The following is a 24,991-nucleotide window of genomic DNA, read 5'->3' on the forward strand; positions in this document are numbered from 1 at the left end:
GCGTCGATATGCTGCCGGGAGCATGACCCGCATCATCGCCGGATCCGCCGGCTCGCTCACTCTCGCCGTGCCGCGCTCCGGCACGCGGCCCACGAGCGACCGCGTGCGCGAGGCGATCTTCTCCGCCCTCGAGTCCCGCGACGCCATCGACGGGTCGGCCGTGCTCGACCTCTACGCCGGCTCCGGCGCGCTCGGCCTCGAGGCCGCCTCGCGCGGCGCCGCGGAGGTCGTGCTCGTCGAGAAGGCCAAGCCCGCGGCCGACGTGTGCCGGCGGAACGCCGACGCGGTGGGGCGCGCGATGCGCGGGGCCGGCCCCCGCATCCGCGTGGTCGTGCGCGGCGTGGCCTCGTACCTCGAGACCGCATCGGGCGGGTTCGACCTCGTCTTCATCGACCCGCCCTACGACCTCGGCGAGGGGGCGCTCGCCCACGACCTCGCGCTCCTCGCGCCGCTGCTCTCCCGCCACGCCATCGTGGTCGTCGAACGGAGCTCCCGCTCTCCCGAGCCGGCCTGGCCCGAGGGCATCGTTCCCGACCGGCGCCGCGACTACGGCGAGACGACCCTGTGGTGGGCCGAGCGCGCTCGGGCTCTCGATACGCCCGCTCCGGATCAGCCCGCTTCGGGTCAGCCGGCTCGTCCGTCCCAGCCGGAATAGGGGTCCCACCCGTCCGAGCCGGCGTCGCGGCCGTCGACGAGCACCTCCCCGTCACCCGCGACCACCCGGCCGACGGCCTCGAACGGCGCGGGCAGCGCCACGCCTGCGGGGAAGGTGGCGAGCAGGCCGTGGTCCTCGCCGCCCGCCATGGCGACCCGCACGTCGGGGCCGAGTGCGGCGGCGGCGAAGTCGAACGACACCCCGCTCGCCTCCGCGACCCGGCGCGCGTCGCGTGCGAGCCCGTCGGAGACGTCGAGCATCGACGTGGCTCCCGCGATGGCGGCGACGACCCCCGCGAACACCGGCGGCTCGGGCGCCAGCTGGGCACGCACGAGTTCGGGATGCCGGGCGCGCACCGCGGCGGCGCGATCGGGATCGGGCTCGCCCGCGGCATCCACCCCCTCGGCGAACAGGAGCGCGAGACCGCGTGCCGCATCGCCGCGTGCACCGGCGTGCGCCACGATGTCACCCACGCGCGCGCCCGAACGGAGGATCGGCGCGCGTCCTTCGAGGTCGCCGAAGGCGGTCACGGCGATCGTGAGCACCGTCGACGCGGACAGGTCGCCGCCCACCACGCCGGCGCCCGGCGCGAGTGCGGCAAGTCCCTCGCGCATGCCCGCGGCGATGCCCTCGAGCACCGACACGGGCGTCGTCGGTGGTGCGGCGATCGCGACGACCAGGGCGGTGGGCCGAGCGCCCATCGCGGCGACATCGGTCAGGTTGGTCGCTGCAGCCTTCCAGCCCAGCTCGAACGGCGTCGACCAAGCGAGGCGGAAGTCGGGTCCGTGCACGAGCAGGTCGGTCGTGACCACGAAGCGCCCGTCGGCCGCAGCCACGACGGCCGCGTCGTCGCCGGCGCCGAGCAGGGCCGCGTCCCCGGGCGCCAGCCGCGGCAGGATGCGCGCCAGCACGGCCGATTCGCCCAGTTCGCCGACGGTGGCCCCAGCCGGGCGCGCAGCTCGTTCCATGCCACTCACGGTAGCCTGATCCGGATGCCCCACCCAGACGCCTCCCCCTCGCGCCGCGGGCTGCGGCGGGTCGCCCTCGCCGGCGGTCTCGCCCTCGCCGCGACCGTCGCGTTCGCCGGATGCAGCCAGGCCGTCGCCTTCGACGCCGCCCCGTCGGCGAGCGACCCCGACTGCGCCGCCGTGGTCGTGCGCCTGCCCGACACCGTCGCCGGGCTCGAGAAGCGCGACACCGACGCACAGGGCACCGGCGCGTGGGGCCAGCCCGCGTCCGTACTGCTGCGATGCGGCGTCGAGCCGCTCGGCCCGACCACCGACCGCTGCGTCAGCGTCGACGGCGTCGACTGGGTCATCGACGAGTCGGATGCCCCGAACTACCTCTTCACGACCTACGGCCGCACGCCCACCGTCGAGGTGCTCATCGACAACGAGGCGGTCTCGGGCACCACCGCGATCTCCGACCTCTCGGCCGCCGTCGGCGTCATCCCCGCCGAGGGCGGCTGCGTCGGCCTCGACGACGCCGGCTAGCGGGCGCCCCTGGCGTGGCCGACCTGGATCAGCTCGTCGATGAGCTCGGGGTAGCTCAGGCCCGTCTGGAGCCAGCAGGTCGGGAACATCGAGATGGGCGTGAAGCCGGGCATCGTGTTGACCTCGTTGACGACGTAGCCGTCGTCGGTGAGGAACACGTCGACGCGGGCCAGCCCCTCGGCCCCGATGGCCTCGAACGCCCGCCGCGCGACCCGCTGCAGCTCGAACAGCTCGCCGTCGCCGAGATCGGCCGGGCAGATCAGGTCGACGCCGGGCGCGTCGAGGTACTTCGCCTCGAAGTCGTAGAAGTCTCGGCCCGTGACGACGACCTCACCCGCGACGCTCACGCGAACCTCGCCCGCCTCGCGACCCTCGAGCACGCCGCACTCGATCTCGCGGCCGACCACCGCCGACTCGACGAGGACGGTGCGGTCCTCCGCGAACGCGGTGTCGAGGGCCTCGTGCAGCTCCGCCCAGTCCGCGACCTTGCTCACCCCGACGGAGGATCCCGCCCGAGCCGGCTTCACGAACACCGGCAGGCCCAGGCTGTGCACCCTGCGCTTCCAGAGCTCGGGGTCCGATGCCAGCCCCGCACGCGTGAGCGTGACCCAGGGCGCCACCTGGATGCCCGCGCCCTCGAGCACGGTCTTCGTGACGTGCTTGTCCATGCCGATCGCCGATGACAGCACGCCGTTCCCGACGTACGGCAGGCCGACGAGCTCCAGGAGGCCCTGCACCGTGCCGTCCTCGCCGAACCGGCCGTGCAGGATCGGGAACACCACGTCGACGTCGCCGAGCGAGCGCTCGCCCGCGGCATCCGTCACCGTCAGCGCCCGCGAAGCGGTGCTCTCGGGCCAGCGCACGCGCGTGCCGTTGTCGACGACCTCGGGGAGGTGCTCGGGATCGAGGGCGAACCGATCGGGGTCGTCGGCCTCGAGCACGAACGCGCCGTCGCGGGTGATCCCGACGGGGATCACCTCGTAGCGGTCACGGTCGATCGCCCGGAGCACTCCTCCCGCTGTTGCGCAGCTGATCGAATGCTCGCTTGAGCGCCCGCCGAACAGGAGAACCACCCTGAGCTTGTCCATCCAATGTCCTTTCGCCCTGGGGCTCGTCGTCGGTCGTGAGGTGCGGTGCGATGTCCTTGGGATCGAGCGTGCCGGCCAGTACCTGCCGCACCTGCTCGACGATGGGCATCTCGACGCCCTTGGCGCGCGCCAGCTCGAGGATCGGCGCGACGGAGGCGAGGCCCTCGGTGGTCTGCTGCATCTGGTTCACCACGTCATTCAGGTGGTAGCCCTGGCCGAGCAGCCGCCCGGCGGTGTTGTTCCGCGAGAGCGGCGACTGGCTCGTCGCGATGAGGTCGCCGAGACCCGCGAGACCCGAGAGCGTCTCGGGGTGCGCACCGAACGCGACCGCGAAGTCCGTCATCTCGACGAGGCCGCGCGTGATGATCGACGCCTTCGTGTTCTCCCCGTAGCCGGCGCCGTCGACGATGCCGATCGCGACCGCGATGAGGTTCTTCAGCACCCCGCCGAACTCGGTGCCGATGACGTCGGTGTTCACGAACGAGTGGAAGTACCGATTGCGGGCGACGGATGCCACAGCCTGGGCGGTCTCGAGGCTCGTCGACGAGACGACCGCCGCCGTCGGCTGCTCCTTCGCGATCTCGAGCGCGAGGTTGGGCCCCGAGATCACGGCGATCTGGGACTCGTCGATCCTCAGCACCTCGGCGATGACCTCGCTCATGCGCAGGCCGCTCCCCTTCTCGACGCCCTTCATCAGCGACACCACGGTCGCCTCGGCGTGGAGGTGCGGCGCCGCGACCTTCAGGTTGTCGCGGAGCGCCTGGCTCGGCACCGACACGTACACCTGCTCGGCGCCGGCGAGTGCGAGGTCGAGGCGGCTCGTGGCGCGGAGCCCGAGCGGGAGGTTGATGCCGGGGAGGTAGTCGCTGTTGCGCTTGCCCTCCTGGATCTCGCGGGCCAGCTCGGGCCGGCGCGCCCAGATGACGACGTCGGCGCCGCCATCCGCGAGGATCTTCGCGAAGGTCGTGCCCCAGCTGCCGGCGCCGAGCACGGCGACGCGCTTGCCGGGCGCCTTCTTCGCGGACGCCCTAGCCATCGAGTCGCCCCGTCTCCTTCTGGCCGTGGGCCGCAGGATCCCAGCGCTCCGGCGGAGCCGGCTCGCCACGCACCTCGGCGAGGAGACCGGCGATCGCATCCATGAGCTCGCCCGTCGCCTTCAGCAGCGACGCCTGGTCGAGCGGCTTGCCGCGGTAGGCGCTGAGGTCGAGCGGCTCGCCGATGATCACGTCGATCGTCTTGCGCGGGAACAGGCTCAGCTTCTTGCCGTAGCGCGGCAGCAGCTCCTGCGTGCCCCAGTGCGCGGCCGGGATGATCGGGATGTCGCGCTCGAGCGCGATGCGCACGGCGCCCGTCTTGCCGCGCATCGGCCAGAGGTCGGGCTCGCGCGTCAGCGACCCCTCGGGGTAGACGACGACCATGCGACCCTTCGCCACGAGGTCCTCGGCCGCGCGGAGGGCGGCATGGCTCTTGCTGCCCGCCCGCTCCACGGGGATCTGGCCGGAGGTGCGCAGCAACCAGCCGAGCACGGGGTTCTTGAAGAGCGACGCCTTGGCGAGGAACCGCGGCGCGCGACCGAGCTTCCAGCAGACGACGCCCATGACGACGGGATCGATCTCGCTGTAGTGGTTCGGCGCGAGCACGAAGGCGCCGGCCTGCGGCATCCGCTCGGAATGGTGGAAGCGGAAGCGCACGACGAGGTTGAACAGCGGGAGGACGAGAACGGCGAGCAACCAGAAGAACGAGGGTCGCCGCTTCTCGGAACGCGGCTTCAGTGCAGCGTCGGACGCCGGAGGATGGTGGGGCACTCCCCCATTATCCTTCGAGTTCGAAGTCCGCCCCGAGGAGCTCGAGCTTCGTGATGAAGTTCTCGTACCCGCGCGCGATGATGCCCACGTTCGAGACCGTCGAACGGCCCTCGGCGGTCAGCGCCGCGATGAGGTGGCTGAAGCCGCCGCGCAGGTCGGGCACCTCGATGTCGGCGCCGTGCAGCTTCGCGGGGCCGGAGATCACGGCCGAGTGCTGGAAGTTGCGCTGGCCGAACCGGCACGCCCCGGCGCCGAGGCACTCCTTGTGCACCTCGATCGATGCGCCCATCTCGACGAGCGCGTCGACGAAGCCGAAGCGCTGCTCGTAGACGGTCTCGTGCACGATCGAGACGCCGTTCGCCTTCGACAGGGCGACCACGAGCGGCTGCTGCCAGTCGGTCATGAAGCCGGGGTGCACGTCGGTCTCGATGATCACCGGCTTGAGGTCGCCACCCGGGTGGAAGAAGCGGATGCCGTCCTCCTGGATCTCGAAGTCGCCGCCGACCTTGCGGAAGACGTTGAGGAAGGTGAGCATCTCGGCCTGGCGCGCGCCGCCGACGAAGATGTCGCCGTCGGTGGCGAGGGCGGCGGCCGCCCAGCTGGCGGCCTCGTTGCGGTCGAAGAGCGCGCGGTGCGTGTAGCCGTCGAGCTTCTCGACGCCCTCGATGCGGATGACGCGGTCGGTGTCGACCGTGATGATCGCGCCCATCTTCTGCAGGATGTTGATGAGATCCATGATCTCGGGCTCGATCGCGGCACCCGAGAGCTCGGTGATGCCGTCGGCGAGCACTGCGGTGAGCAGCACCTGCTCGGTGGCGCCGACGCTCGGGTACGGCAGGGCGACCTTGGCTCCGTGGAGTCCGTTGGGCGCCGACATCCGGATGCCGCTCGGGAGCTTCTCGACGATGGCGCCGAAGTTGCGCAGCACCTCGAGGTGGTAGTCGATGGGGCGGTCGCCGATGCGGCATCCGCCGAGGTCGGGGATGAACGCCTCGCCGAGGCGGTGCAGCAGCGGCCCGCAGAACAGGATCGGGATGCGGCTGGAGCCCGCGTGCGCGTCGATGTCGGCCATGTGCGCCGTCTCGACCGCCGACGGGTCGAGGATGAGCTCGCCCCCGTCGACGCCGTGGGTCACGCTCACGCCGTGCACCTCGAGGAGGCCGCGCACGATGCGGACGTCGCTGATGTTGGGGACGTCCTTCAGCACGCTCGGCGTGTCGCCGAGGATCGCCGCGACCATCGCCTTCGTGACGAGGTTCTTGGCGCCCTTCAGCTCGATGCGGCCCCGCAGGGGCTTGCCGCCGTTGATCGTGATGCGGTCGACATTCAGTCCGACTGCCGTTCCATGGTTCTTGGCGTCCTGCCCGAGCGTGTTCACAGACTCCCTGATTCTGCCGGCTCCCGGATGGGGAGGGTCTTCGGCCGCCAAGCTTCTCGATGTGACTCGAACTCGGCGATCGACTCCTCGTCCCGCAGGGTGAGCCCGATGTCGTCGAGCCCTTCGAGAAGCCTCCACCGAGTGTAGTCGTCGATGTCGAACGGCACCGTGAGCGTTCCGACGCTCACGGTACGCTCAACCAGATCGACCGTGACGGGTATTCCCGGGTCGGCCTCGACCTGCTCCCAGAGACGTTCGACGTCCTCGTACGCGACCTGTGCCGCGAGCAGGCCCTGCTTGCCCGAGTTGCCCCGGAAGATGTCGCCGAAGCGCGAGCTGATCACCACGTCGAAGCCGTAGTCGCGCAGCGCCCAGACCGCGTGCTCGCGGCTCGACCCCGTGCCGAAGTCGGGACCGGCGATGAGGATGCGGGCGCCGCGGTACTGCTCCTGGTTCAGGATGAAGTCGGGATCCTGCCGCCAGGCGTAGAACAGGGCGTCGTCGAAGCCGGTCTTCGTGACCCGCTTCAGGAACACCGCGGGGATGATCTGGTCGGTGTCGACGTTCGAGCGGCGAAGCGGAACGGCGGTGCCGGTGACGGTGCTGATCTTCTGCATGGTCAGCGCGCCCCTTCCTGCTCGAGGTCCCACGGACTGGACAGCGTGCCGCGGATGGCCGTCGCCGCCGCGACGAGCGGAGACACGAGGTGCGTGCGACCGCCCTTGCCCTGCCGCCCCTCGAAGTTGCGGTTCGACGTGGACGCGCAGCGCTCGCCCGGAGCGAGCTGGTCGGGGTTCATGCCGAGGCACATCGAGCACCCGGCGAAGCGCCATTCGGCGCCGAACTCCTCGAACACCTTGTCGAGGCCCTCGGCCTCGGCCTCGAGGCGCACCCGGGCGGAGCCCGGCACCACCATGACGCGCACGCCGTCGGCCTTGCGCTTGCCCTTGACGATCGACGCGAACGCGCGGAGGTCTTCGATCCGGCTGTTCGTGCAGGAGCCCATGAAGACCGCGTCGACGTGCACGTCCTTCAGCGGAGTGCCGGGCGCGAGGTCCATGTACTCGAGCGCCCGCTCGGCGGCCGCACGCTCGTGCTGGTCGTCGATGGACGAGGGGTCGGGCACCGACTCGGAGAGCGAGACGCCCTGGCCGGGGTTCGTGCCCCACGTCACGAACGGCTCGAGCGTGTCGGCGTCGATGAACACCTCGGCGTCGAACTCCGCACCCTCGTCGGTCGCGAGGGTCTCCCAGTAGGCGACCGCGTCGTCCCAGTCGGCGCCGGCCGGCGCATGGGCGCGGCCCTTGAGATACGTGTAGGTCGTGGCATCCGGAGCCACCATGCCGGCTCTCGCGCCGGCCTCGATGGACATGTTGCAGATCGTCATGCGGCCGTCCATCGAGAGTGCGCGGATGGCGCTGCCGCGGTACTCGAGCACGTAGCCCTGCCCGCCGCCCGTTCCGATCTTCGCGATGACCGCGAGGATGATGTCCTTCGCCGTGACGCCTGGACGGAGCGCGCCCTCGACGTTGATCGCCATGGTCTTGAACGGCTTCAGCGGCAGCGTCTGCGTGGCCATGACGTGCTCGACCTCGCTCGTGCCGATGCCGAACGCCATCGCTCCGAACGCGCCGTGCGTCGAGGTGTGCGAGTCACCGCAGACCACGGTGATGCCCGGCTGCGTGAGGCCGAGCTGCGGGCCGACGACGTGCACGATGCCCTGCTCGACGTCGCCGAGCGAGTGCAGGCGGATGCCGAACTCCTTCGCGTTGCGACGAAGCGTCTCGATCTGCGTGCGGCTCGTGGGATCGGCGATCGGACGGTCGATCGCGAGCGTCGGCGTGTTGTGGTCCTCCGTCGCGATCGTGAGATCGGGACGACGCACCGGGCGGCCGGCCAGGCGGAGGCCGTCGAAGGCCTGCGGGCTCGTGACCTCGTGCACGAGGTGCAGGTCGATGTAGATGAGGTCGGGAGTGCCGTCCTCGCCCTTCTTCACGAGATGGGCGTCCCAGACCTTCTCGGCCAGCGTACGAGGCCGTGCCCCGTCGGTGTTCGCGGGGATGGTGGATGCTGCGTTCATGCGTTCGCTTCCTCAGAATCTGTGGTCAGCCGACAACGGACTCCGCGACGGGATCGGCCTAGAACGAGGCCCCGCCGCGGCACCGAAGAAGAAGTCGTGAAGCGCGCACCCTCTCAGGCTACACCGAGTTGAGCGGAGCCCGATCCAGCGTGACGGCGAACTCCCCGAGCAGGATCGTCGACCCGCCGACGACCCCGAAGGCCAGCCCGGGGTCGAGTTCCACCTCGTCGCCCGCGGGCGTCAGTACGCGGCTGCCGTTCGTCGAATGCAGGTCGGTGACCGTGACGCGTTCGTCGACGACCTCGACGAGCGCGTGCGTCTTCGACACCGACCGGGCGGGGTCGACCAGGCGGATCGTGGCCGCCCCCGGCCTCCCGGCATCGGCGACCGGATCACGGCCGAGCACGACGGGACGGAGGAGGAGCACCTCGAGCCCGTCGGCGGTGCGCAGGCGCCAGGCGCCCGGCTGCGGGGTCGGCGTGGGCGCGTCGACCCGCACGGGCGGGGCGGCGGGAACGGCCGCGCTCGGCGGCCCCGGGGGCAGTGGCGGCAGCGGCGCGCGCGGCGCGACCGGCCCCGTGGGCGGGGCGAAGGTCGGCAGCACCCGGGCGGGCACGGCTCGAACGGTGCGGTCGGGGTCGGTGCGCTCGGGCCGCGCGGGCTGCTCGGGCGCAGCCGGGATCAGCCCCGGCGGGGGGACGATGAAGTCCGGTTCAGCCACCGCTCCACTCTACCGACGCAGGCGGATCCGGTACCGGCTCACGAATCGGCGCACCCGGCCGGCCGCACTCGCCACGACCGCCGTCGCGGCATCCGCCTCCGTCCAGCGCCGCTCGACGGCCTCGTCGTCGACGGATGCCCCGTCGAAGACGTCGCGGTCGATGGTCGCCGCCAGCGTCGACAGCCGCACGGGCACCGGCGCCGCGGCCGAGGCATCCGTCGCCGCTGCCGACGATCGCGCGATCGCGCCCAGCCCCTGCTCGTCGAACTGCTGCTCGAGGATGCGCGCGGCCTGGAGCCTCGTCGCTCGCTCGGGAGGCTCGAAGCCCAGCTCGGCGTAGCGGTCGACGAGCTCGTCCCACGCGGCGGCGCTCTGCCGGTCGTTGGGCCCCGACCGGCGGCGGCGGCGGCGAGCCCCCTTGACGAATCCGACCACGAGCATCGGGAGGAACACGAGCGCCGCCGGGATGCCGACCGCCGCCATCGTGACCCAGACCCAGCCCGGGATCGAGAACGGCTTGTCCTTGTCGTCGTCGTCCGTCTCGTCGATCTCGACGGTGGTCAGCAGCTCGTCCTCGCTGTGCTCCGCACGCGGGGGCTGGCGCACCTGGGGCTGCGGCTCGGACTTGGGCTTCGGGGTCTGCTCCTGCGGGACGTCGATGTTGTCGGGCGTCGGGCGGAACGAGACCCAGCCGACACCCTCGAACGGCACCTCCACCCAAGCGGTCACGTCGTCGCCGACGACGTCGACCTCCTCCTGGCCGTCCGCGATGTCGGGCGCGAACCCCATCACCACGCGGGCCGGATAGCCGAGCGACCGTGCCATGAGCGCCATCGCCGCGGCATACTGCTCCGCGTCGCCGACCATCTGCGAGCGCGTGAAGAGCTCGGTGATGCGGTCGGCGCCGTGGCCTGCACGGGAGGGCACGGCGTCGGAGGCGAGGCCGTGGCTGAGGAATCCGCCGGTCTTCAGCGCCCGCTCGATCGCGCGGAGCTGCTCGATCGGGCTCGCCGCATCACCGGCGAACTCGGAGGCCTTCGCCGCGACGACGTCGGGCGAGTTCTCGACGACCGGAAGGGTCATGTCGGCCACCGGCACGTCGATCAGCTCATCGCTGTCGGGCTCCACCTGCACGTTGGCGCGCAACTCGTAGCGCGCGCCCGCGGCGACGCCGCTCGTGAGGACCGCCGTTCCCGCCGCCGGGTTGTAGCGGAGGTCCCCGGCTCGTTCGGCGCTGCCCTGGTCGAGCAGGCGGAGGGAGCTGCCGTACCCCACTGTGGGGAGCCACACGTCGTGGTACTCGCCGACCTCGACTTCGATGTCACGTGCGGAGCCCAGCTCGGCCAGCTCGGGCTCGGGAAGGGACTCGCCGACGATGCCGTAGCCGCCGCCGTCCGCACCCACGTCGTCGGGGCCGGCGACGTTCCAGAGGCGGCCCGTATAGGCGTCCATGGTGGCGAGGCGCACCGTGTCGCCCGGTTCGAGTCCCCGCACCGTGAACAGGGTGTCCTCGACGAGGTCCTTGGTGTACTTCCGGAAACCCGAGAGCGGACTCGGGAACTCGAGCGGGTCGAACGGCGGCACGATCTCGTCGCGGAGCACGAAGCGCTCGGGCGACACCGGCGCGACCGCTGCCCCGGCCAGCGCGCCCACGACCACGGCCCCCACGACGACCGAGGCCGTGCCGACGACCTTCTGGCGGCGCAGGCGCCTGGCACCGTCCCCACTCGCCTCGACGGTCGTTCCGCGATGCCAGGCGATCCAGACGAGGGCGATGACGGCGAAGGAGACGCCGCGGACCCCGGCGAAGAACGCCTCGTCGGTGCCGAGCAGGATCCCCGACAGGTAGAGCACGATCGGGCCGATGAGGAGCACGCTCGCGCGGAGCGCCGTGCGGCGCTTCGGGAGCCAGCGCGTGGCGAGCATCGTGCCGACGAGCGACACGAGCCAGGCGGCGAAGTACGGCACCACGGCGACGTAGTAGGGCGCCTCGACCGGCGTGCCGATCGTGACGATGTCGGCCCAGCCGTACACCGCGCCGAATGCGAGCCCCGTGAGGGACGCGAGCGAGGGCAGCACGCCGAAGAGCGCCTCCCCGGGCATGGTGAACGGACTGCCGAGCAGGAAGTAGGCTGCGAGGCCGACGAGCACCGTGGTCAGGACGCCGAGCCGCCACAGGGCGCCCGCGACGGCGACGAGGGTGCCGACGACGAGTCCGGCCCCCGCCGCGAGCATGAAGTTCAGGTCGCCGAAGGACGTCTCGTACCCGATGATGCCGAGCACGGACAGCAGGCTGAGGACGAGGATGTCGCTCGTCACGTTGCGGGGAAGTCGGTTCACGGCCGGACCCTCCTGACCAGTCGCGGCAGGTCGGCCAGGTCGCCGACGGTCACGACCGTGGTGCCCGCGACCTTCGTGATGGTGCTGGATGCGCCGAGCTCGACGCGGAACGCGATCGTGACCGTGTCGGCGCCGAAGAGGGTCTCGATGGAACGGAACTCGGCGACCGGCAGGAGGGAGCCGCCGACGGCGATCACGACGCTCGGTGCCGGGAGGCGCTTGGTGGCGTCCCGCACGAAGTCGCGCACGGTCGGGAACCGCCGCTCGACCGGCTCGATGCGCGACGAATCGTCGAGGAGCACGGTCGGGGTCGCGGTGCGAAGGGCGATCGACTCCGTGACGACCGCGAGGCGCGTCGCGTCGCGGATGACCTGCACGCCGATCGAGGCGAGCAGCGACACGGCGAGCTCGAACTCGTCATCCGAGGCGTACCGGGCGCGCTCCGTCACCTGCACGAGCACGAGCTGCGAGCGGCGCGTCTCCTCGTACTGGCGCACCATGAGCTGCCCGGTGCGCGCGGAGGTGCGCCAGTGCACGTTCCGCAGGGCGTCGCCGGGCTCGTAGGCCCGCAGGGCGTGGAAGGAGATGTCGTTGTTCGTGATGACCTTGGTGATCTCGCCCTCGAGGTCGCGCACGAGGCCCGCCGCGGACGGCCGGAGCCGAGCGGTGACCGGATGCACGAACAGCTCCACGGGGTCGGTCCAGCGCACCATGCGGCGCAGGATCCCGAGCTGGTCGCCGCGCACCGACACGGCCGGCCCGGCGATGATGACGGCGCGTCGGTTCGTCGGAACCGCGAACAGCTCCTCGTGCTCCGCATCGGGAGCGAGTGAGGGGACGACGAACTCGGCGAGGCCCGCTCCGACCGGCAGCTCGATGCGGGACGGCGCCGAGGGCGTGGCCCCCGCGTTGGTCACGAGGAGCCGCCCGAACGCCCGCTCCCCCGCGACGACGCGCGCGGGCTGGAGCTGGATGCCGACCCGGAAGTGCATGCGGCCGAACACGAAGGCGACGGAGACGAGCACCGCGGCGAGCAGCGTGAACCCGAGGAAGGCGAACTCGATCCAGCCGAACGTGAAGGCGATCACGAGCGACACCGCCGCGGCCGCCAGCACGAGCCATCCGACCGTGGACACCACGCCGGTCACCGGTGCGCAGAACTCCGCGACGGCGCGCGCGACGTGCGCGAGCCGGCCGGCGATCGACCGGGCGGATGCCGCGAGCGACCGCCCGACCGCGCGGAATGCGATGCGCGTCTGCGAGGGTGTCGTCTGCGCGCCGGGTTCGGCGGTCATGCCGCCCGGTAGGCCGGGGGCGCGATGTCCACGAGCACGCGGCTGACGATGTCCTCCGCGGTGACGCCGGCGAACTCGGACTCGGGGTCGACGATGATGCGGTGCGCCAGCACGGGGACGGCCAGCTCCCGAACGTCGTCGGGTGTCACGTACGTGCGTCCGTGGGCGATCGCCCACGTCTTCACCGTGCGGGCGAGCGCCAGGGCGCCGCGCATGCTGACGCCCAGCGCCGAGTCCTGGTGCGCCCGGGTCGCCGACACGATCTCGTTGAGGTAGGAGAGCACGGCTGCGTCGACGTAGACGTCGGAGGCGAGCTGCGACATCGTGTTCACCGAGCTCGAGGCGATGATCGGCGACACCTTGGACGCGCGTGCGCGGTTCGCCGAGTCGAGGAGCAGCGTCACGGCCGTGTCGTGATCGGGGTAGCCGAGCGAGGTCTTGATGAGGAAGCGGTCGAGCTGCGCCTCGGGCAGCGAGTAGGTGCCGGCCTGCTCCACGGGGTTCTGCGTGGCGATCACCATGAACGGGCTGCCGACGTCGTAGCTCACGCCGTCGACGGTGACCTTGCCCTCCTCCATGACCTCGAGGAGCGACGACTGCGTCTTCGGGCTCGCGCGATTGATCTCGTCGGCGAGCACGATCGAGGCGAAGATCGGTCCGTGGTGGAACTCGAAGCGTCCCTTGCCCTGGTCGTAGATGGTGACGCCGGTGACGTCGGACGGCAGCAGGTCGGGCGTGAACTGGATGCGGGAGTTCGTGCCGTCGAGCGTGTTGGCCAGCGCCTTCGCGAGCACCGTCTTGCCGGTGCCCGGGAAGTCCTCGAGGAGCACGTGGCCGTCGGAGAGTAGCGCGGTGACCACGAGCTCGATGACCTCGCGCTTGCCGAGGATCGCCTGGTCGACGTTGTCGACGAGCTTCGAGAAGGCGTCCTGGAACCAGAGGGCCTGTTCTTGCGTTACTGACATTCGTTCGTCTCTTTCTCGCTGCTCACCATGTGTTGCTGCGGACGCCGCCGATGATGACGTACGCGTTGTCGTAGCCGCACCATGAATCGGGGAACTTGCCGGTGTAGCTGCCTCGGCCGCCGCTGACGTTGATCCGGATGACGGTGTTCAGCTCGCCGCCGTTGCAGTACGCCTTGCCCGTCGCGGTGCCGTCTGGGAAGTTGTCGACCGTCACGTTGTAGTGCCAGCAATCGCCGGCGCAGTAGCCGTACTGGCCGCTGTAGTAGCCGACCCGCGCGCCCTTGCTCAGGCTGACCGTCGGCGGAGGGGCGGTCGGCGTGGCTCGATTCGAGGTCTCCCATGGTCCGCATCCGCGGGCATTGCAGGCGCGGACCTCGTATCGGTACGTCGTACCGTTCGAGCCGTTCGCGCTGGCCGCCGTGGCACTGGTGGTACCCGAGGCACTCCCGCCCTCGCGGAACACCCATTCATAGCGCTGAATCGCACGGCCGCCGTTGTCGGCGGGAGCGGCCCAGTCGAGTGAGAGGGCACCGCTGCCGTTCTGCGATGCGTTGAGCGTGACACTGCGAGGCGGGCCTGGGTTGCCATACGGCACGCCGCTGACGGCGTTGGACGCGTCGGACACTCCCTTGGCGTTCTCGGCGCGAACGGTGAACGTGTAGCTCGTGCCGTTCGCGAGGTTGCCGATCGTCTGTGCACTTCCGGCCGCTCCCTGGCCGAACACGGCCTGGCCGCCGCCGCCACCACTCCAGGTCACGATGTACTGCGTGATTGGCGAGTTGTTCGTCGCGTTCGCCCGCCAGCTGAGCTGAACGTTGCCGTTGCCCTCCACGATGCTCGTCATCGTGGGCGCGTCTGGCCGGTCGCGCACGATCACGGAGACCCGACCTTGGACCTCTCGCGCTGGATCCATGGTCGCGTCGCCGATCCGGTAGATCACGCTCAGTTCCCCGGTGAATGCCGATCCGGTGCGAACGGTGATACCGGTGGAGGTGAAGCTCACCGAGGCGTTCGAGCCGACGTTCGCCGAGTCGACCGCGGCCGCGACCACACGGAGCGGCTTGCCCTCGGCGTTGAACGGATTGAAGTCGTTGGCGAGCACGTCGACCGGAACCGACTGGCTGCGGATCATCTCGATCGGACCGTCGTCGGTGGCGATCGGCTTGGCGCGCGTCGACGACACCACCTTCACGTCGACGTACCCCGGCACCGTGAACGACTCGAACTTCAGGTCGAAGGTGAGATGCGCGGCCGTGCCGGGCTGCACGCCGAGCGGGGCCGACACCGTGAGGGTGCCGTCGGTGATCTGGGCCTGGATGTCGGACGTCGTTCCGCGCAGGTTCGTGTACTGGATGCGCTGGATGTTGTCGGGGTTCGGCTGGAAGCTCGAGGAGCGCAGGTCGATGGCCAGCGGCGTCTCACCCGCCTCGATGGTCTCCGTGCGGGGCGTGAAGGTGGGTGGCGTGTCGTTGAAGTTCGGGTCGCCCACGGTGATCGGAATCGTCAGGATCGCAACGCGTCCGATCGGATCGGATGCGCCCGTGCCGTCCGTGACCTGGAACGTGACGGATGCGGAACCCCGATAGTCCTGCTCGGGAGCGAACCGCAGAGTCTTCCCGTCGACGAACGGCGCCTCCCTCGCGTTGGTCGCCGACGCTGACAGTATCAGGGCAGGCTGGCCGGACGGGACGACGACGATGTCGTTGACATTCCAGGTGATGCTCCCGTTCATCGGCACGACGACCGGGGGCATGTCGGCGAGGTGCGGGGCCGGGAACTTCGCCTTTTCCTCCGCGGCGAGTTCCTCGGGCGTCTTCGGGCGCTGGGTCTCCTGGGTGGCCGTGTCGCCACCGGGAATGGGGGGCACGATGACGAAGGCCATGGCGTCGAGATCGTCGAGGTTGTTCGTGAGCCGGAATGCGACCGCGTAACGCCGGTTCCCCGGCTTCACGTCGATGCTGCCGTCCGCAAGGATCTCAGCCCGGCCGGCATTGGGGCCGTCCACGGTCACTTCGAGGTCCTCGACCAGACCACCCGGGTTGGTGGCATCGGCGAGCGGCCGGACGTTCACCGGGTCGCCCTCGATGACCTGCTCGGGCTCGATGACCTGATCCTCGGCGGTAGGCGGCAGGACCACCGCGTTCTTCGAGACGGCGATCTGGAGGAACGCCGCATCGGCACCGCCATGGCCGTTGGAGATCTCATATCGAAGGGTGTACGCACCCTCCACCTCGGGCGCGGTGACGACCACGCGTCGACGATCGCGGATCTCGGCATCGATGCCCTCGTCGACATCGGGGAGGTCGGCGACGTGCAACTGATAGCCCGACGGATCCGAGTCATTCAACAGCACCTCGACACCGACGGTTCGGCCAGGCTTCATCTCAATCGTGTCGTCGACGGCATTCGGCGGAAGCTGGACCGCCGGGCGTGGGATGACGCCGATGCGGATGATGCCTGTGGCCTTCGCACCACCGGTGTCCTGCACCTCGTACTCGAAGGTATCGGTTCCCGCCGACCCCGTGAGCGCCTCGTAGGTGATGGAGGTGCTTGTCGATTCGACGACACGTCCGAGCGACGGCGCCGACGAGATGCCCGTGAGCACCACGGAGTCCCCGTCGGGATCGATGCCGTCGAGCGGGACGTCGATCTTCACTGCGGAGCCCTCGAACGTGCGAGACGTGAGCGGGGTTGGCAGGGGCGCACGGTTCCCATCGGGATCTGGCCCCACGACCGTGAATCGCACCGTCGCTCTGGCCGTCTGCTCGAAGTCGTCGCCGATCGTGTAGACGGTCGTGTAAGTACCCGGAGCCTCGGGTGCCTGGAACCTGACAGACTCGTCGCTCACGAAGGCGAGTCCGTCGGCCGCCGTCGTGTCCGCGAGTTCGGGGAGGACGTGGATCGCGGCCGCGTCAGGGTGGTAGTCGTTCGCGAGCACCGGCACCGTGACGATATCGCCGGCTCGCACGTTCACACTGTCATCGAGCGCGACGGGCGGCTGGTGCTTGACGAGCGGTGGCACGGGGACCACGGCGACGGTGGCCGTCGCTGTGTTCACGCCGTCGGAGATCGTGTACTCGAACTGGAGCTGGCGATCGATCGCCTCGGATGCGGTGACCCTGGCGACGGTGTTGGTGAGGATCTCCACGGAGACGAGATCATCGGTGGCGGTGTCGTCGACCGACTGCACGGCGAGCACGCGACCCGACGGTGACACGTCGTTGGCGAGCAGCGGCACCGTCGTCGGCTCGCCGGGGCGCAGGTAGGCGACGTCCTTGACGGCGATCGGTTCGGGAGCCTCCGCGGGCGGTTCCGTCACCTGGACGCGGATGAGCCCGACACTCACGGCGGTGTCCGCGGCGAGGTTGTAGAGGAACACGTACTCGCCGGGCACATCGGCGAAGAAGGTGATGGTACCGCGCTCGAGGTTCGGGGTGATGACCGCATTCTCGGGTGTCTCCTCCACGCCGATCAACGAGAGCGGCGCTCCGGAAGGCGACAGGTCGTTCGCGAGCGGCTCGATGGCGAACGTCTCGCCCGCGAACACCTGGGCGAAGTCGGGGGTTCCGACCGGGTTCAGCGTGCCGGTCGGCTTCACCTCCACGGTGAGGATGCCGGCCGCCTCGGTGCGGCCATCGGAGACGATGTACTGCACCTCCTTGACGCCGAGCTCGCCGGACTGGTGCTCGAAGGTCACGAGCCCGTCGGGGCTGAACCGCACCGAGTCGCCGCTGGTGGGGGAGGCGTTCACGAGGTACACGTCGTCGCCGTCTGGGTCGTTCCAGTCCGCGAGGACGTTGTAGGAGATCTGGCGACTCTGCTCGACACTGGTGGCGCCGTTGCGCAGCGAGACCGGCGCCTCGTTCTCGCTGTCGGGGGTGATGCGGACGTCGACGTTTGCCTCGGCGACGCCGTCCCGCCCATCGGATACCGAATAGCGGAACGAGGCCGTGCCGGCAGCGCCCTCGTCGGGCGTGAACTGCAGCGCGCGACCGCCGTCGATGAGCTCGAGCCGACCTGACGCGCCGCTCACCGTCGGCAGCCCGGCCACGGTGAGCACGTCGCCGTCGGGATCGGTGTCGTTCTCGAGCACCTCGAGGATCGTGGTGCGGTCGGGACGCACGCCGTACTCGTCGTCGCGCGCGAGCGGCGGACGGTTGATCGGACCGCGCTCCGCGAGCGTGTCCTCGAAGTTCTGCTGGGACGACTTCTCGTCGCCCTCCTCGTCCTCCGACTCCTCGGGGGGCGTGACCTCCTCCCAGTTGTCGACGAGGCGCAGGTCGGAGTCGACCAGCCACGAGTTGCCGTTCGAGAGGTTGTTCAGCACGATGACGTCACGGTTCACGCGGAACTCGAGGCGCGAACCGGCGGTGGGCTGGTCGATCTGCTGGGACTCGGGCTCCGCGCCGTCGCACTCCACGAGGTACCGGGCGGAGGTCGCCCAGGCGCCGTGCGCGCAGCCATCGAGCCACACGGGCGCCGCCACGTCGTCGGCACCGTCGGCCAGGGCATCCGCGCCGTTGGAGGTGACGGCGACGTCTCCCCCGTCGAGCGGCACCGACATCAGTCCGCCGCCGGATGCCACGTAGGCGATGTCGTGCTCCGCGCCGGACTGCTGCAGCCGCAGTCCCGCCTCGGGGAGCTCGATCGACCGGTCGTCGACGAGCAGGTGGTCCTTCTCGGTGTCGAGCACCACCGCCCGCTCGCCGACTGCTGCCAGCTGGTGGTCGGTGAGCTTGGGGATGGGCGTACTGACCGGATCACCGCCGTCGACGGGGATACGGTACAACGAACCCTTCGACGGCTTGGTGGCGAAGACCGTGCCCTTGGAGCTCACCGCGATCTCCGCATCCTCGCCGAGCTTCAGCAGCGGGTCGGTGCCGACGGCGTCGAAGGACAGCGATCCACCGGCGAGGACCGTCCAGAGTTCACCCTTCGGCGACAGCACGGCGAGCACGTCCCCGCCGTAGGCGACCGTGGACCCCGGCGGCACGTCGATCCGCTCCGTCAGGGTGGTGTACGACGGATCGATGCGCTCGATGGATCCGATGCTGCGGTCGTAGAGGAAGGCCGAGTCGCCGTCCTGGAAGACGTCGAACTCATTCGTCGCCGTGCTGACCGCGGCATCCAGTTCACCGATCGGACGGTTCAGTCGACCTGCCAGCAGGTCCTTCGCGTTCGTCACCCAGACGTCGCGGGCGCGAAGGTCGGGATCGGTGACCGGGAAGCCCTGGTGCAGCACCGCGAAGGCCAGTGGAACACCGGCGATCAGCGCCAGCGTGGTGATGGTCGCGGTGGTCTTCCGCGCACGGATCCACGAAGTGAACACTCCCACCCGTGACTCCCTGACCTGTTCGCACCGACGCAGCATGGCGTCGGTTCTCTCCCCACACCGGGGTACACGGTAACACGGACCTTCCGACGGGCCACATGGGGAGAGATCCCCATGTCACCCGCCCCCGGGGGACGTGCCGGGCGCTTCCAGCTGGGTCGATGGGAGGTCCCGGCGTTCCGCGCCGGGAGGGCGGGCTCGCGCGGTCAGGCGGCCGGGTCGGTGCCCTCGGCGTCTCCGTCGGGGCCATCGTCGGCGCCGTCGAGGAGCGTCAGGTCGTCGGTGCTCACCAGCCGAGTTGCGACGGCGTACTCCACGAGCCGCGCACGCCGGTTGGTCGCGAGCCTGCCGCGGCCGCCCCGGAGCCCGTCGACGCCGATCTTGTCGAGCTTCTCGCAGACGTTGTCGAGCTTGCGGTTGAACGTGGTCATGCTCCACCCGAGGCGCGCCGCCGCCTCGGCCGAGGTGGGCACCACGGACCTGCCGGCGGACGGCTGCGACAGCACATGCTCGGCGAGCGCCACGACGAGGAGCCGCTGGCTCGTCGTGAGCGTCACCGGGAGGATCGTGGTGCCGCCGTCGGCCGGCCTCGCCGTGAGGGAGGTGTTGTAGAAGTCCTCCTCGGCGTGGATGGTGAAGTCGTAGGTGGTCGAGCCTGCGCTGAACATCACGTGGACCGTCTGGAAGACGAGCGGCAGCTTCGCCCCCGGCGCGACCCACGCCTGCACGCTGCCGGTCGCGTCCGAGACGGTCGCCGAGAGGAGCTGGCCGACGTTCGAGAGCCACCAGAGGCCGTACTCGCTGGACAGCGTCAGGAAGGTGCGATGCAGGTAGGGGTTGTCGTCGATGGTCAGGTCGGACTCGCGCCCGATCCCGAAGGCCTCGCCCTCGTTCACGGTGTACCACTCGCCGCAGTACTCGACTTTGAGGGGCCTCATGCCGTGCACTCCGTGACCGGTTCGGAGGTCTTGCTCCCCCGTTGCACCTGCACCTCGATGCAGACACGCTCGCCTGCCGTCACCCCGTCGACGATGATCGTCGGGCCGTCGGCGACCGCGATCGCGCCGGAGCCGTCGGCGCGTCGCCAGCGGTACCGGTCGCCCTCCTCGGCATCGTCGTGCGAGACCGCGAACGACACGCTGGCGCCGTCGGCCGAGGTCACGCCCGGCTGCACCACGGGCGCGGGCACGGTGGCGGCGAGGATCGCGTCCTCACCCGACGGGGCGGCCGTGCGATCGGCCGACGGCTGCTCGAGCGTGCCGGAGAGGGCCACCGCGATGCCGATCACGACGACCACGACGATCGCCGCCACGATGGCGACCAGGGCGCCGACACGGGATCGACGGGGGCGCGCCTGGGTGCGCATGTCATCGGCGAGGTCGGATGCCGCCGCACCGCGGCCGCGCAGCTGCGTCGCGTCGACCGTCGGGGCAGCAGCAGCCTCGGCGGCGGGCGCCGCGGCCTGCGCGGAGCGCCCCCGCGGGCGGATGACCGTCTGGTCGACCTGGTTCGCCGTCGTGCCCGCCACCGCGACCGGCGCGCGAACGATCGTGCCCTCGTCGGGCGTCGCGGCCGTTGCCGCGACGGGCTGGGCCTCGACCTGACGTGGCGTGCGAGCGCGGGTGGCGTCGTCCTCACCGGGAACGGCTGTCGGCCGGGACGGTGCAGCCGGCTGCGCCTCGACCGATCGCACCGCGCGGGCGCGCGTCTCGTCGGCGCCGTCCTCGACGGGCGCCTGTCGCTCGGAAGCGAGGTTGGGGACCTCGATGGTGGTCGCCGGGTAGCCGAGTTCGAGCTCGACGCGCTGGAGTGCCCTGGCGAACTCCACCGCGCTGGGATAGCGGTCCTCGCGGCGCGTCGCCATGCCCTTCGCCAGCACGCCCGTCAGGCTGCGCGGCACGTCGTCACGGCCGATCGGCGTGATCGCTCCCCGCTCGATGCGCCCGATCAGGTCGAGCGACCCGTTGGGTCGCCCCGGGATCTCGAACGGCGTGCGCCCGGCGAGGAGGGAGTGCACCGTCGCGGCGAGCGAGAAGACATCGCTGCGCTGGTCGGGCTTGGGGTCGTCCTCGAACATCTCGGGCGGCGACCAGGGCACGCTCATGCCGACCGCGGACTGGCCGGAGGACGTCGACGACGCGTCGACGGGCGACGTCATCGTGTGCACCGGCAACTCGCCCTCGAGGTTCGATGAGATGCCGAAGTCGGTGAGGGCGGGCCACCCGTAGTCGTTCGTCAGCACGTTGGCCGGCTTGATGTCGCGGTGCAGGATGCCGGCGGCGTGCGCCGTGGCCACCGCGCCGGCGAGGCGGATGCCGGTGCGCAGCGCATCCTCGACGGCGAACCGCTCGCGCTTGTAGCGCTCGGCGAGGCTCGGCCCCGGGCAGTACTCCATGACGAAGTAGGGGCGGCCGTCGGCCGAGACGTCGGCATGGAAGATCGTCACGATGAACGGATGCGTCGACAGCTGCGCCATCAGGTTGGCCTCGGCGACGAACTGGGCGCGGGTGTCGCGACCGAGCTCCTCGGTGAGGAGCACCTTCACCGCGACCTTGCGTCGCGGCAGTCGCTGCTCGTAGAGGAACACGTCGGCGAACCCACCGGAACCGAGCAGCTGCAGCGCCGTGTATCCGGGCAGGTCGGGTGGCGTGGACGGGGCTCGACGCATCACTCGGTCACGACCTGGATCGTCCAGCCCCCGCCGAGGTCCATCACGGTACCGGTGAGGACCGGCGTGGGCTCGCCTGCCCGCAGCTTCACCGGGGGCTTGCCCGGCGCCACGACATGCGTGCCGTTGCGGGAGTGCAGGTCGGTCACCACGACGGTGTCGCCCTCGATCGCGACGCGCAGGTGGTTGCGTGAGATGTCGGGGTCGCCGGCTCCGATCGTGATGAGCCGTGGGATGCGCCCGCCCGACACCTGACTCACGCTCGGCGCGCGCCCGAGCACGACCTCGTGGCCGATCGGCTCGAGGCTGCCGTCGGGCATGCGCAGCGACGCCGAGGGCGACACCGTGATGCCCGACGGAGGCGTGGGCATGGCCGTGGCCGGGCGAGCTGAGCGCTGGGCGCGGAGCCGCTGCAGGTCGATGCCTGCGACGGTGAGGCCGTCGTGGTCGCCCTCGAGCTCAGCCGGAGCTGCCGGAGTCGGCCGGGTCACGGGCGCCGACCGCTTGGGCGTGGCGATGGTGTCCTCGACGGGCACCATGGTCTGCTCGGCCGGGGAGGCGACCGAGACCGGCGCGGGAGTCGGCGTGGCAGCGGGCACCGCGACCGGTACGGCGGAGGCCGTCGCGGGCTCAGGTGCCGCGGCGGCAGCAGGGCTGACCGGGAAGGCCGCGGCGGCGACCGGCCCGGCCGTGTCGGTCGCGACGGCGAGCGCGTACACGACGCCCTCGACGAGCGGGAGGTGAGGACGCTCGTCGGACGGCGCCGCATCGACGGACTCGAGACGCACCTCGCCCTCGACCCCGTCGATGAGCCGCTCGGCCCAGGTCGAGACGCCCTCGCCCGACACCGTGGTGTCGCCGATCACCACGCGGACGGGCCCGCGCGCCACGACCCTGGCCGAGCTGCGGCCGTCGCCGCGCACGACGAGGGCGAACGGCGGCGTGGCCGCGAGGCCCGACGCGGTGAGCCGGTCGAGCACCTGCGGCGTCGGATCGGGGGCGCCGAGCTCGGCCCACACCGCCGCCACCGCGTCGGCTGCAGTGATCGGAGCCAGGAGGGCGACGCGCCCGCGCACGGCAGCGAGCCACGCGCCCGAGGGGTCAGGCCGATACGTCGCCATGGTGCCCTCCCCCGCTGCGGGGCGTCGTGTCCTCGGCGGCACGTGACAACGAGCCGGTTCGGTCGCGGGTGGTCTCATCGTCATCGTCGTCATCGCCGAGCTGCGACTCGACCACGATGACCGTGACGTTGTCACGACCGCCGTGCTCGAGCGCGGCATCGACCAACTCGCCCGCGAGGCCCGCCGCATGCCCGGTATCGCCGGCGAGGACCTGGGCGAGCTGCTCGTCGTCGACCTCCTTCGAAAGGCCGTCCGAGCAGATCAGGAACACCTGGCGGCCGGCGGCGGGGATGAGCCAGACGTCGGGATCGACCACCTCGTCGGCGCCCATCGCTCGAGTGATCACATTGCGGTCGGGATGGCGCTCGGCATCGTCGGCGCTGATCAGGCCGGCGTCGACGAGTTCCTGCACTGCCGAATGATCGACGCTCAACTGCTGCAGCGTGCGTCCGTCCCACGAGTAGACCCGCGAGTCGCCGACGTTGAACACCATCCAGTGGAAGCCCGCACCGTCGCCCGCGTCGACGAGCGCGATGCCCGTGAGCGTGGTGCCGGCGACGGCGGTGCCCTCCTCGCCCTCGGCGCTCAGGGCCCGTACGGCGTCGTTCGAACTGTGGATGGCGTCGAGCACCTGCTCGGGCGATGACGGCCTGCCTGCCTCGAGGTGACGGCGGAAGGTCTCGACCACCGTTCGGCTCGCTGCATCGCCTCGCGCGTGGCCGCCCATGCCGTCGGCCACGAGATAGACCGGTGCCGCCGCGAGGAACGCGTCTTCGTTCACGCTACGGACACGACCGACGTCGCTCTGCGCGCTGTGGGCGATCACCGCGGAACCGCGCGGGAGTCGGACGATGTCCTCGCCATCAGCGGACACGGTTCTCCTCGTCGCAACTCGCCTGCGGGCTCCCCGGCCCGGGCGCCCCACCCAGGCGCCGCCTCCCCACGCTAGCAACTCCGGGCGGGTCCTGCGGACCGCTGTGCACAGCGGCGGGACCGCCGGACCGGTCAGCGCTCGCGGCCGGGGGCGTCCTCCGTGAAGTGCGGCACCTCGTCCATGAGCTTCACGCCGCGGCGCTTCGAGTCGACTCGAGCCTTGACCAGGCTCGCGATCGTCGCAACGGCCATCGCCACCACGATCACGCCGAGCGAGGCCCACGTGGAGATCTCGGGTGCCCACTCGACGGGTTCGCCGCCGTTGAGGAACGGAAGCTCGTTGACATGCAGGGCGTGGAACACGAGCTTCACGCCGATGAAGGCGAGGATGAACGCGATGCCGTACTTGAGGTACTCGAGCCGCTCGAGCAGCCCGCCGAGCAGGAAGTAGAGCTGGCGGAGGCCCATCAGCGCGAAGACGTTGGCCGTGAAGACGATGAACGCCGACTGCGTGATGCCGAAGATCGCGGGGATCGAATCCAGCGCGAAGAGCAGGTCCGTCGTGCCGATCGCGATGAACACGATGAGGATCGGCGTGAACATGCGCGTGCCGTCGACGGTGGTGCGCAGCTTGATGCCGTCGTAGTCGTCGGAGATGCGAACGCGCTTGCGGAGCATCCGCACGAGCGCGCTCTCGGTCTCCTCCGCGCTCTCCTCGCGATGCAGGAACGCCTGCTGGATCGCCGTCCAGACGAGCCAGGCGCCGAAGATGTAGAAGATCCAGCTGAAGTTCTCGATGAGCTGGGCGCCGAGGAGGATGAAGACCCCGCGGAAGATCAGCGCGAGGATGATGCCCACCATGAGCACCTCCTGCTGCATCTTCTTCGGCACCGAGAACCTCGCCATGATGATGACGAACACGAAGAGGTTGTCGATCGAGAGGCTGTACTCCGTGAGCCAGCCGACCACGAACTGGCCGGCGTGCTCGGCGTCGCCGAGCAGGAGCATCAACAGCGCGAACACGAGCGCGAGCGCCACGTAGAAGACCACCCACAGGGTGGACTCCCGGAACGAGGGCACGTGGGGGCGCTTGATGACGAGGAGCAGGTCGCCGATGAGGACGAGGGTCAGGACCACGAGGGAGCCGACTTCGAACCAGACGGGGAGTTCGAGCACA

General features: G+C 70.6%; 19 protein-coding genes. 2 read left to right on the forward strand and 17 right to left on the reverse strand.

What is annotated here, in order from left to right:
- Positions 1-22 precede the first annotated feature (22 nt).
- On the forward strand, positions 23-655 hold the full coding sequence (rsmD, locus tag J2X63_RS16685; RefSeq protein WP_309979286.1) for a 16S rRNA (guanine(966)-N(2))-methyltransferase RsmD: 633 nt from the start codon (positions 23-25) through the stop codon (positions 653-655).
- Here rsmD and thiL read toward each other — a convergent pair.
- Positions 625-1,623, reverse strand: a complete 999-nt coding sequence (gene thiL, locus J2X63_RS16690; protein ID WP_309979288.1) for a thiamine-phosphate kinase — start codon at positions 1,621-1,623, stop codon at positions 625-627. The two genes, rsmD and thiL, sit on opposite strands and share 31 nt — an antisense overlap.
- 24 nt (positions 1,624-1,647) lie before the next feature.
- Here thiL and J2X63_RS16695 point away from each other — a divergent pair, with 24 nt between their 5' ends.
- A complete protein-coding gene (locus J2X63_RS16695) occupies positions 1,648-2,148 on the forward strand; it encodes a DUF3515 domain-containing protein (protein WP_309979290.1) in 501 nt (166 codons plus the stop codon).
- Here J2X63_RS16695 and J2X63_RS16700 read toward each other — a convergent pair.
- From J2X63_RS16700 to J2X63_RS16775, 16 genes are all read right to left on the reverse strand, one after another.
- Complete coding sequence (locus tag J2X63_RS16700) at positions 2,145-3,236, reverse strand: D-alanine--D-alanine ligase family protein (protein WP_309979292.1); 1,092 nt, start codon at positions 3,234-3,236, stop codon at positions 2,145-2,147. The genes J2X63_RS16695 and J2X63_RS16700 overlap by 4 nt on opposite strands.
- Positions 3,136-4,272 carry an NAD(P)H-dependent glycerol-3-phosphate dehydrogenase gene (locus tag J2X63_RS16705; RefSeq protein ID WP_309979293.1) on the reverse strand — a complete coding sequence of 379 codons (1,137 nt, stop codon included), beginning with the start codon at positions 4,270-4,272 and terminating at the stop codon, positions 3,136-3,138. The genes J2X63_RS16700 and J2X63_RS16705 overlap by 101 nt, the downstream gene beginning before the upstream one ends.
- Positions 4,265-5,041 (reverse strand): lysophospholipid acyltransferase family protein, encoded by a 777-nt coding sequence (locus J2X63_RS16710; protein WP_309979295.1) that lies wholly within the window; start codon positions 5,039-5,041, stop codon positions 4,265-4,267. The genes J2X63_RS16705 and J2X63_RS16710 overlap by 8 nt, the downstream gene beginning before the upstream one ends.
- Positions 5,042-5,048: 7 nt before the next feature.
- Positions 5,049-6,419 (reverse strand): UDP-N-acetylglucosamine 1-carboxyvinyltransferase, encoded by a 1,371-nt coding sequence (gene murA, locus J2X63_RS16715; RefSeq protein WP_309979296.1) that lies wholly within the window; start codon positions 6,417-6,419, stop codon positions 5,049-5,051.
- Complete coding sequence (leuD, locus tag J2X63_RS16720) at positions 6,416-7,036, reverse strand: 3-isopropylmalate dehydratase small subunit (protein ID WP_309979298.1); 621 nt, start codon at positions 7,034-7,036, stop codon at positions 6,416-6,418. Before leuD ends, murA begins: the two co-directional genes overlap by 4 nt.
- 2 nt (positions 7,037-7,038) lie before the next feature.
- On the reverse strand, positions 7,039-8,499 hold the full coding sequence (gene leuC, locus J2X63_RS16725; protein WP_309979300.1) for a 3-isopropylmalate dehydratase large subunit: 1,461 nt from the start codon (positions 8,497-8,499) through the stop codon (positions 7,039-7,041).
- A gap of 118 nt (positions 8,500-8,617) precedes the next feature.
- On the reverse strand, positions 8,618-9,220 hold the full coding sequence (locus J2X63_RS16730; RefSeq protein WP_309979302.1) for an FHA domain-containing protein: 603 nt from the start codon (positions 9,218-9,220) through the stop codon (positions 8,618-8,620).
- A 9-nt stretch (positions 9,221-9,229) separates the two neighbouring features.
- Positions 9,230-11,560, reverse strand: a complete 2,331-nt coding sequence (locus J2X63_RS16735) for a transglutaminase-like domain-containing protein (RefSeq protein ID WP_309979304.1) — start codon at positions 11,558-11,560, stop codon at positions 9,230-9,232.
- Entirely contained in the window at positions 11,557-12,855 is a 1,299-nt protein-coding gene (locus J2X63_RS16740) for a DUF58 domain-containing protein (RefSeq protein ID WP_309979306.1), read from the reverse strand. The genes J2X63_RS16735 and J2X63_RS16740 overlap by 4 nt, the downstream gene beginning before the upstream one ends.
- Positions 12,852-13,820: a MoxR family ATPase gene (locus tag J2X63_RS16745; protein WP_309979308.1), complete on the reverse strand. Its 969-nt coding sequence runs from the start codon at positions 13,818-13,820 to the stop codon at positions 12,852-12,854. Before J2X63_RS16745 ends, J2X63_RS16740 begins: the two co-directional genes overlap by 4 nt.
- 22 nt (positions 13,821-13,842) lie before the next feature.
- Positions 13,843-19,155, reverse strand: coding sequence for an Ig-like domain-containing protein (locus J2X63_RS16750; RefSeq protein ID WP_309979310.1), 5,313 nt, complete (start codon positions 19,153-19,155; stop codon positions 13,843-13,845).
- Between the two features lie 203 nt (positions 19,156-19,358).
- Positions 19,359-20,090 carry a hypothetical protein gene (locus tag J2X63_RS16755; protein ID WP_309979312.1) on the reverse strand — a complete coding sequence of 244 codons (732 nt, stop codon included), beginning with the start codon at positions 20,088-20,090 and terminating at the stop codon, positions 19,359-19,361.
- Positions 20,087-21,820: a serine/threonine-protein kinase gene (locus tag J2X63_RS16760; RefSeq protein WP_309979314.1), complete on the reverse strand. Its 1,734-nt coding sequence runs from the start codon at positions 21,818-21,820 to the stop codon at positions 20,087-20,089. Before J2X63_RS16760 ends, J2X63_RS16755 begins: the two co-directional genes overlap by 4 nt.
- Positions 21,820-22,941 carry an FHA domain-containing protein gene (locus J2X63_RS16765; RefSeq protein WP_309979316.1) on the reverse strand — a complete coding sequence of 374 codons (1,122 nt, stop codon included), beginning with the start codon at positions 22,939-22,941 and terminating at the stop codon, positions 21,820-21,822. Before J2X63_RS16765 ends, J2X63_RS16760 begins: the two co-directional genes overlap by 1 nt.
- Positions 22,922-23,815: a protein phosphatase 2C domain-containing protein gene (locus tag J2X63_RS16770; RefSeq protein ID WP_309979317.1), complete on the reverse strand. Its 894-nt coding sequence runs from the start codon at positions 23,813-23,815 to the stop codon at positions 22,922-22,924. The genes J2X63_RS16765 and J2X63_RS16770 overlap by 20 nt, the downstream gene beginning before the upstream one ends.
- A gap of 131 nt (positions 23,816-23,946) precedes the next feature.
- On the reverse strand, positions 23,947-24,990 hold the full coding sequence (locus tag J2X63_RS16775; RefSeq protein ID WP_309979319.1) for a TerC/Alx family metal homeostasis membrane protein: 1,044 nt from the start codon (positions 24,988-24,990) through the stop codon (positions 23,947-23,949).
- Between the last annotated feature and the right edge of the window lies 1 nt (position 24,991).

The sequence above is a fragment of the Agromyces sp. 3263 genome, assembly GCF_031456545.1.
Taxonomy (GTDB): domain Bacteria; phylum Actinomycetota; class Actinomycetes; order Actinomycetales; family Microbacteriaceae; genus Agromyces.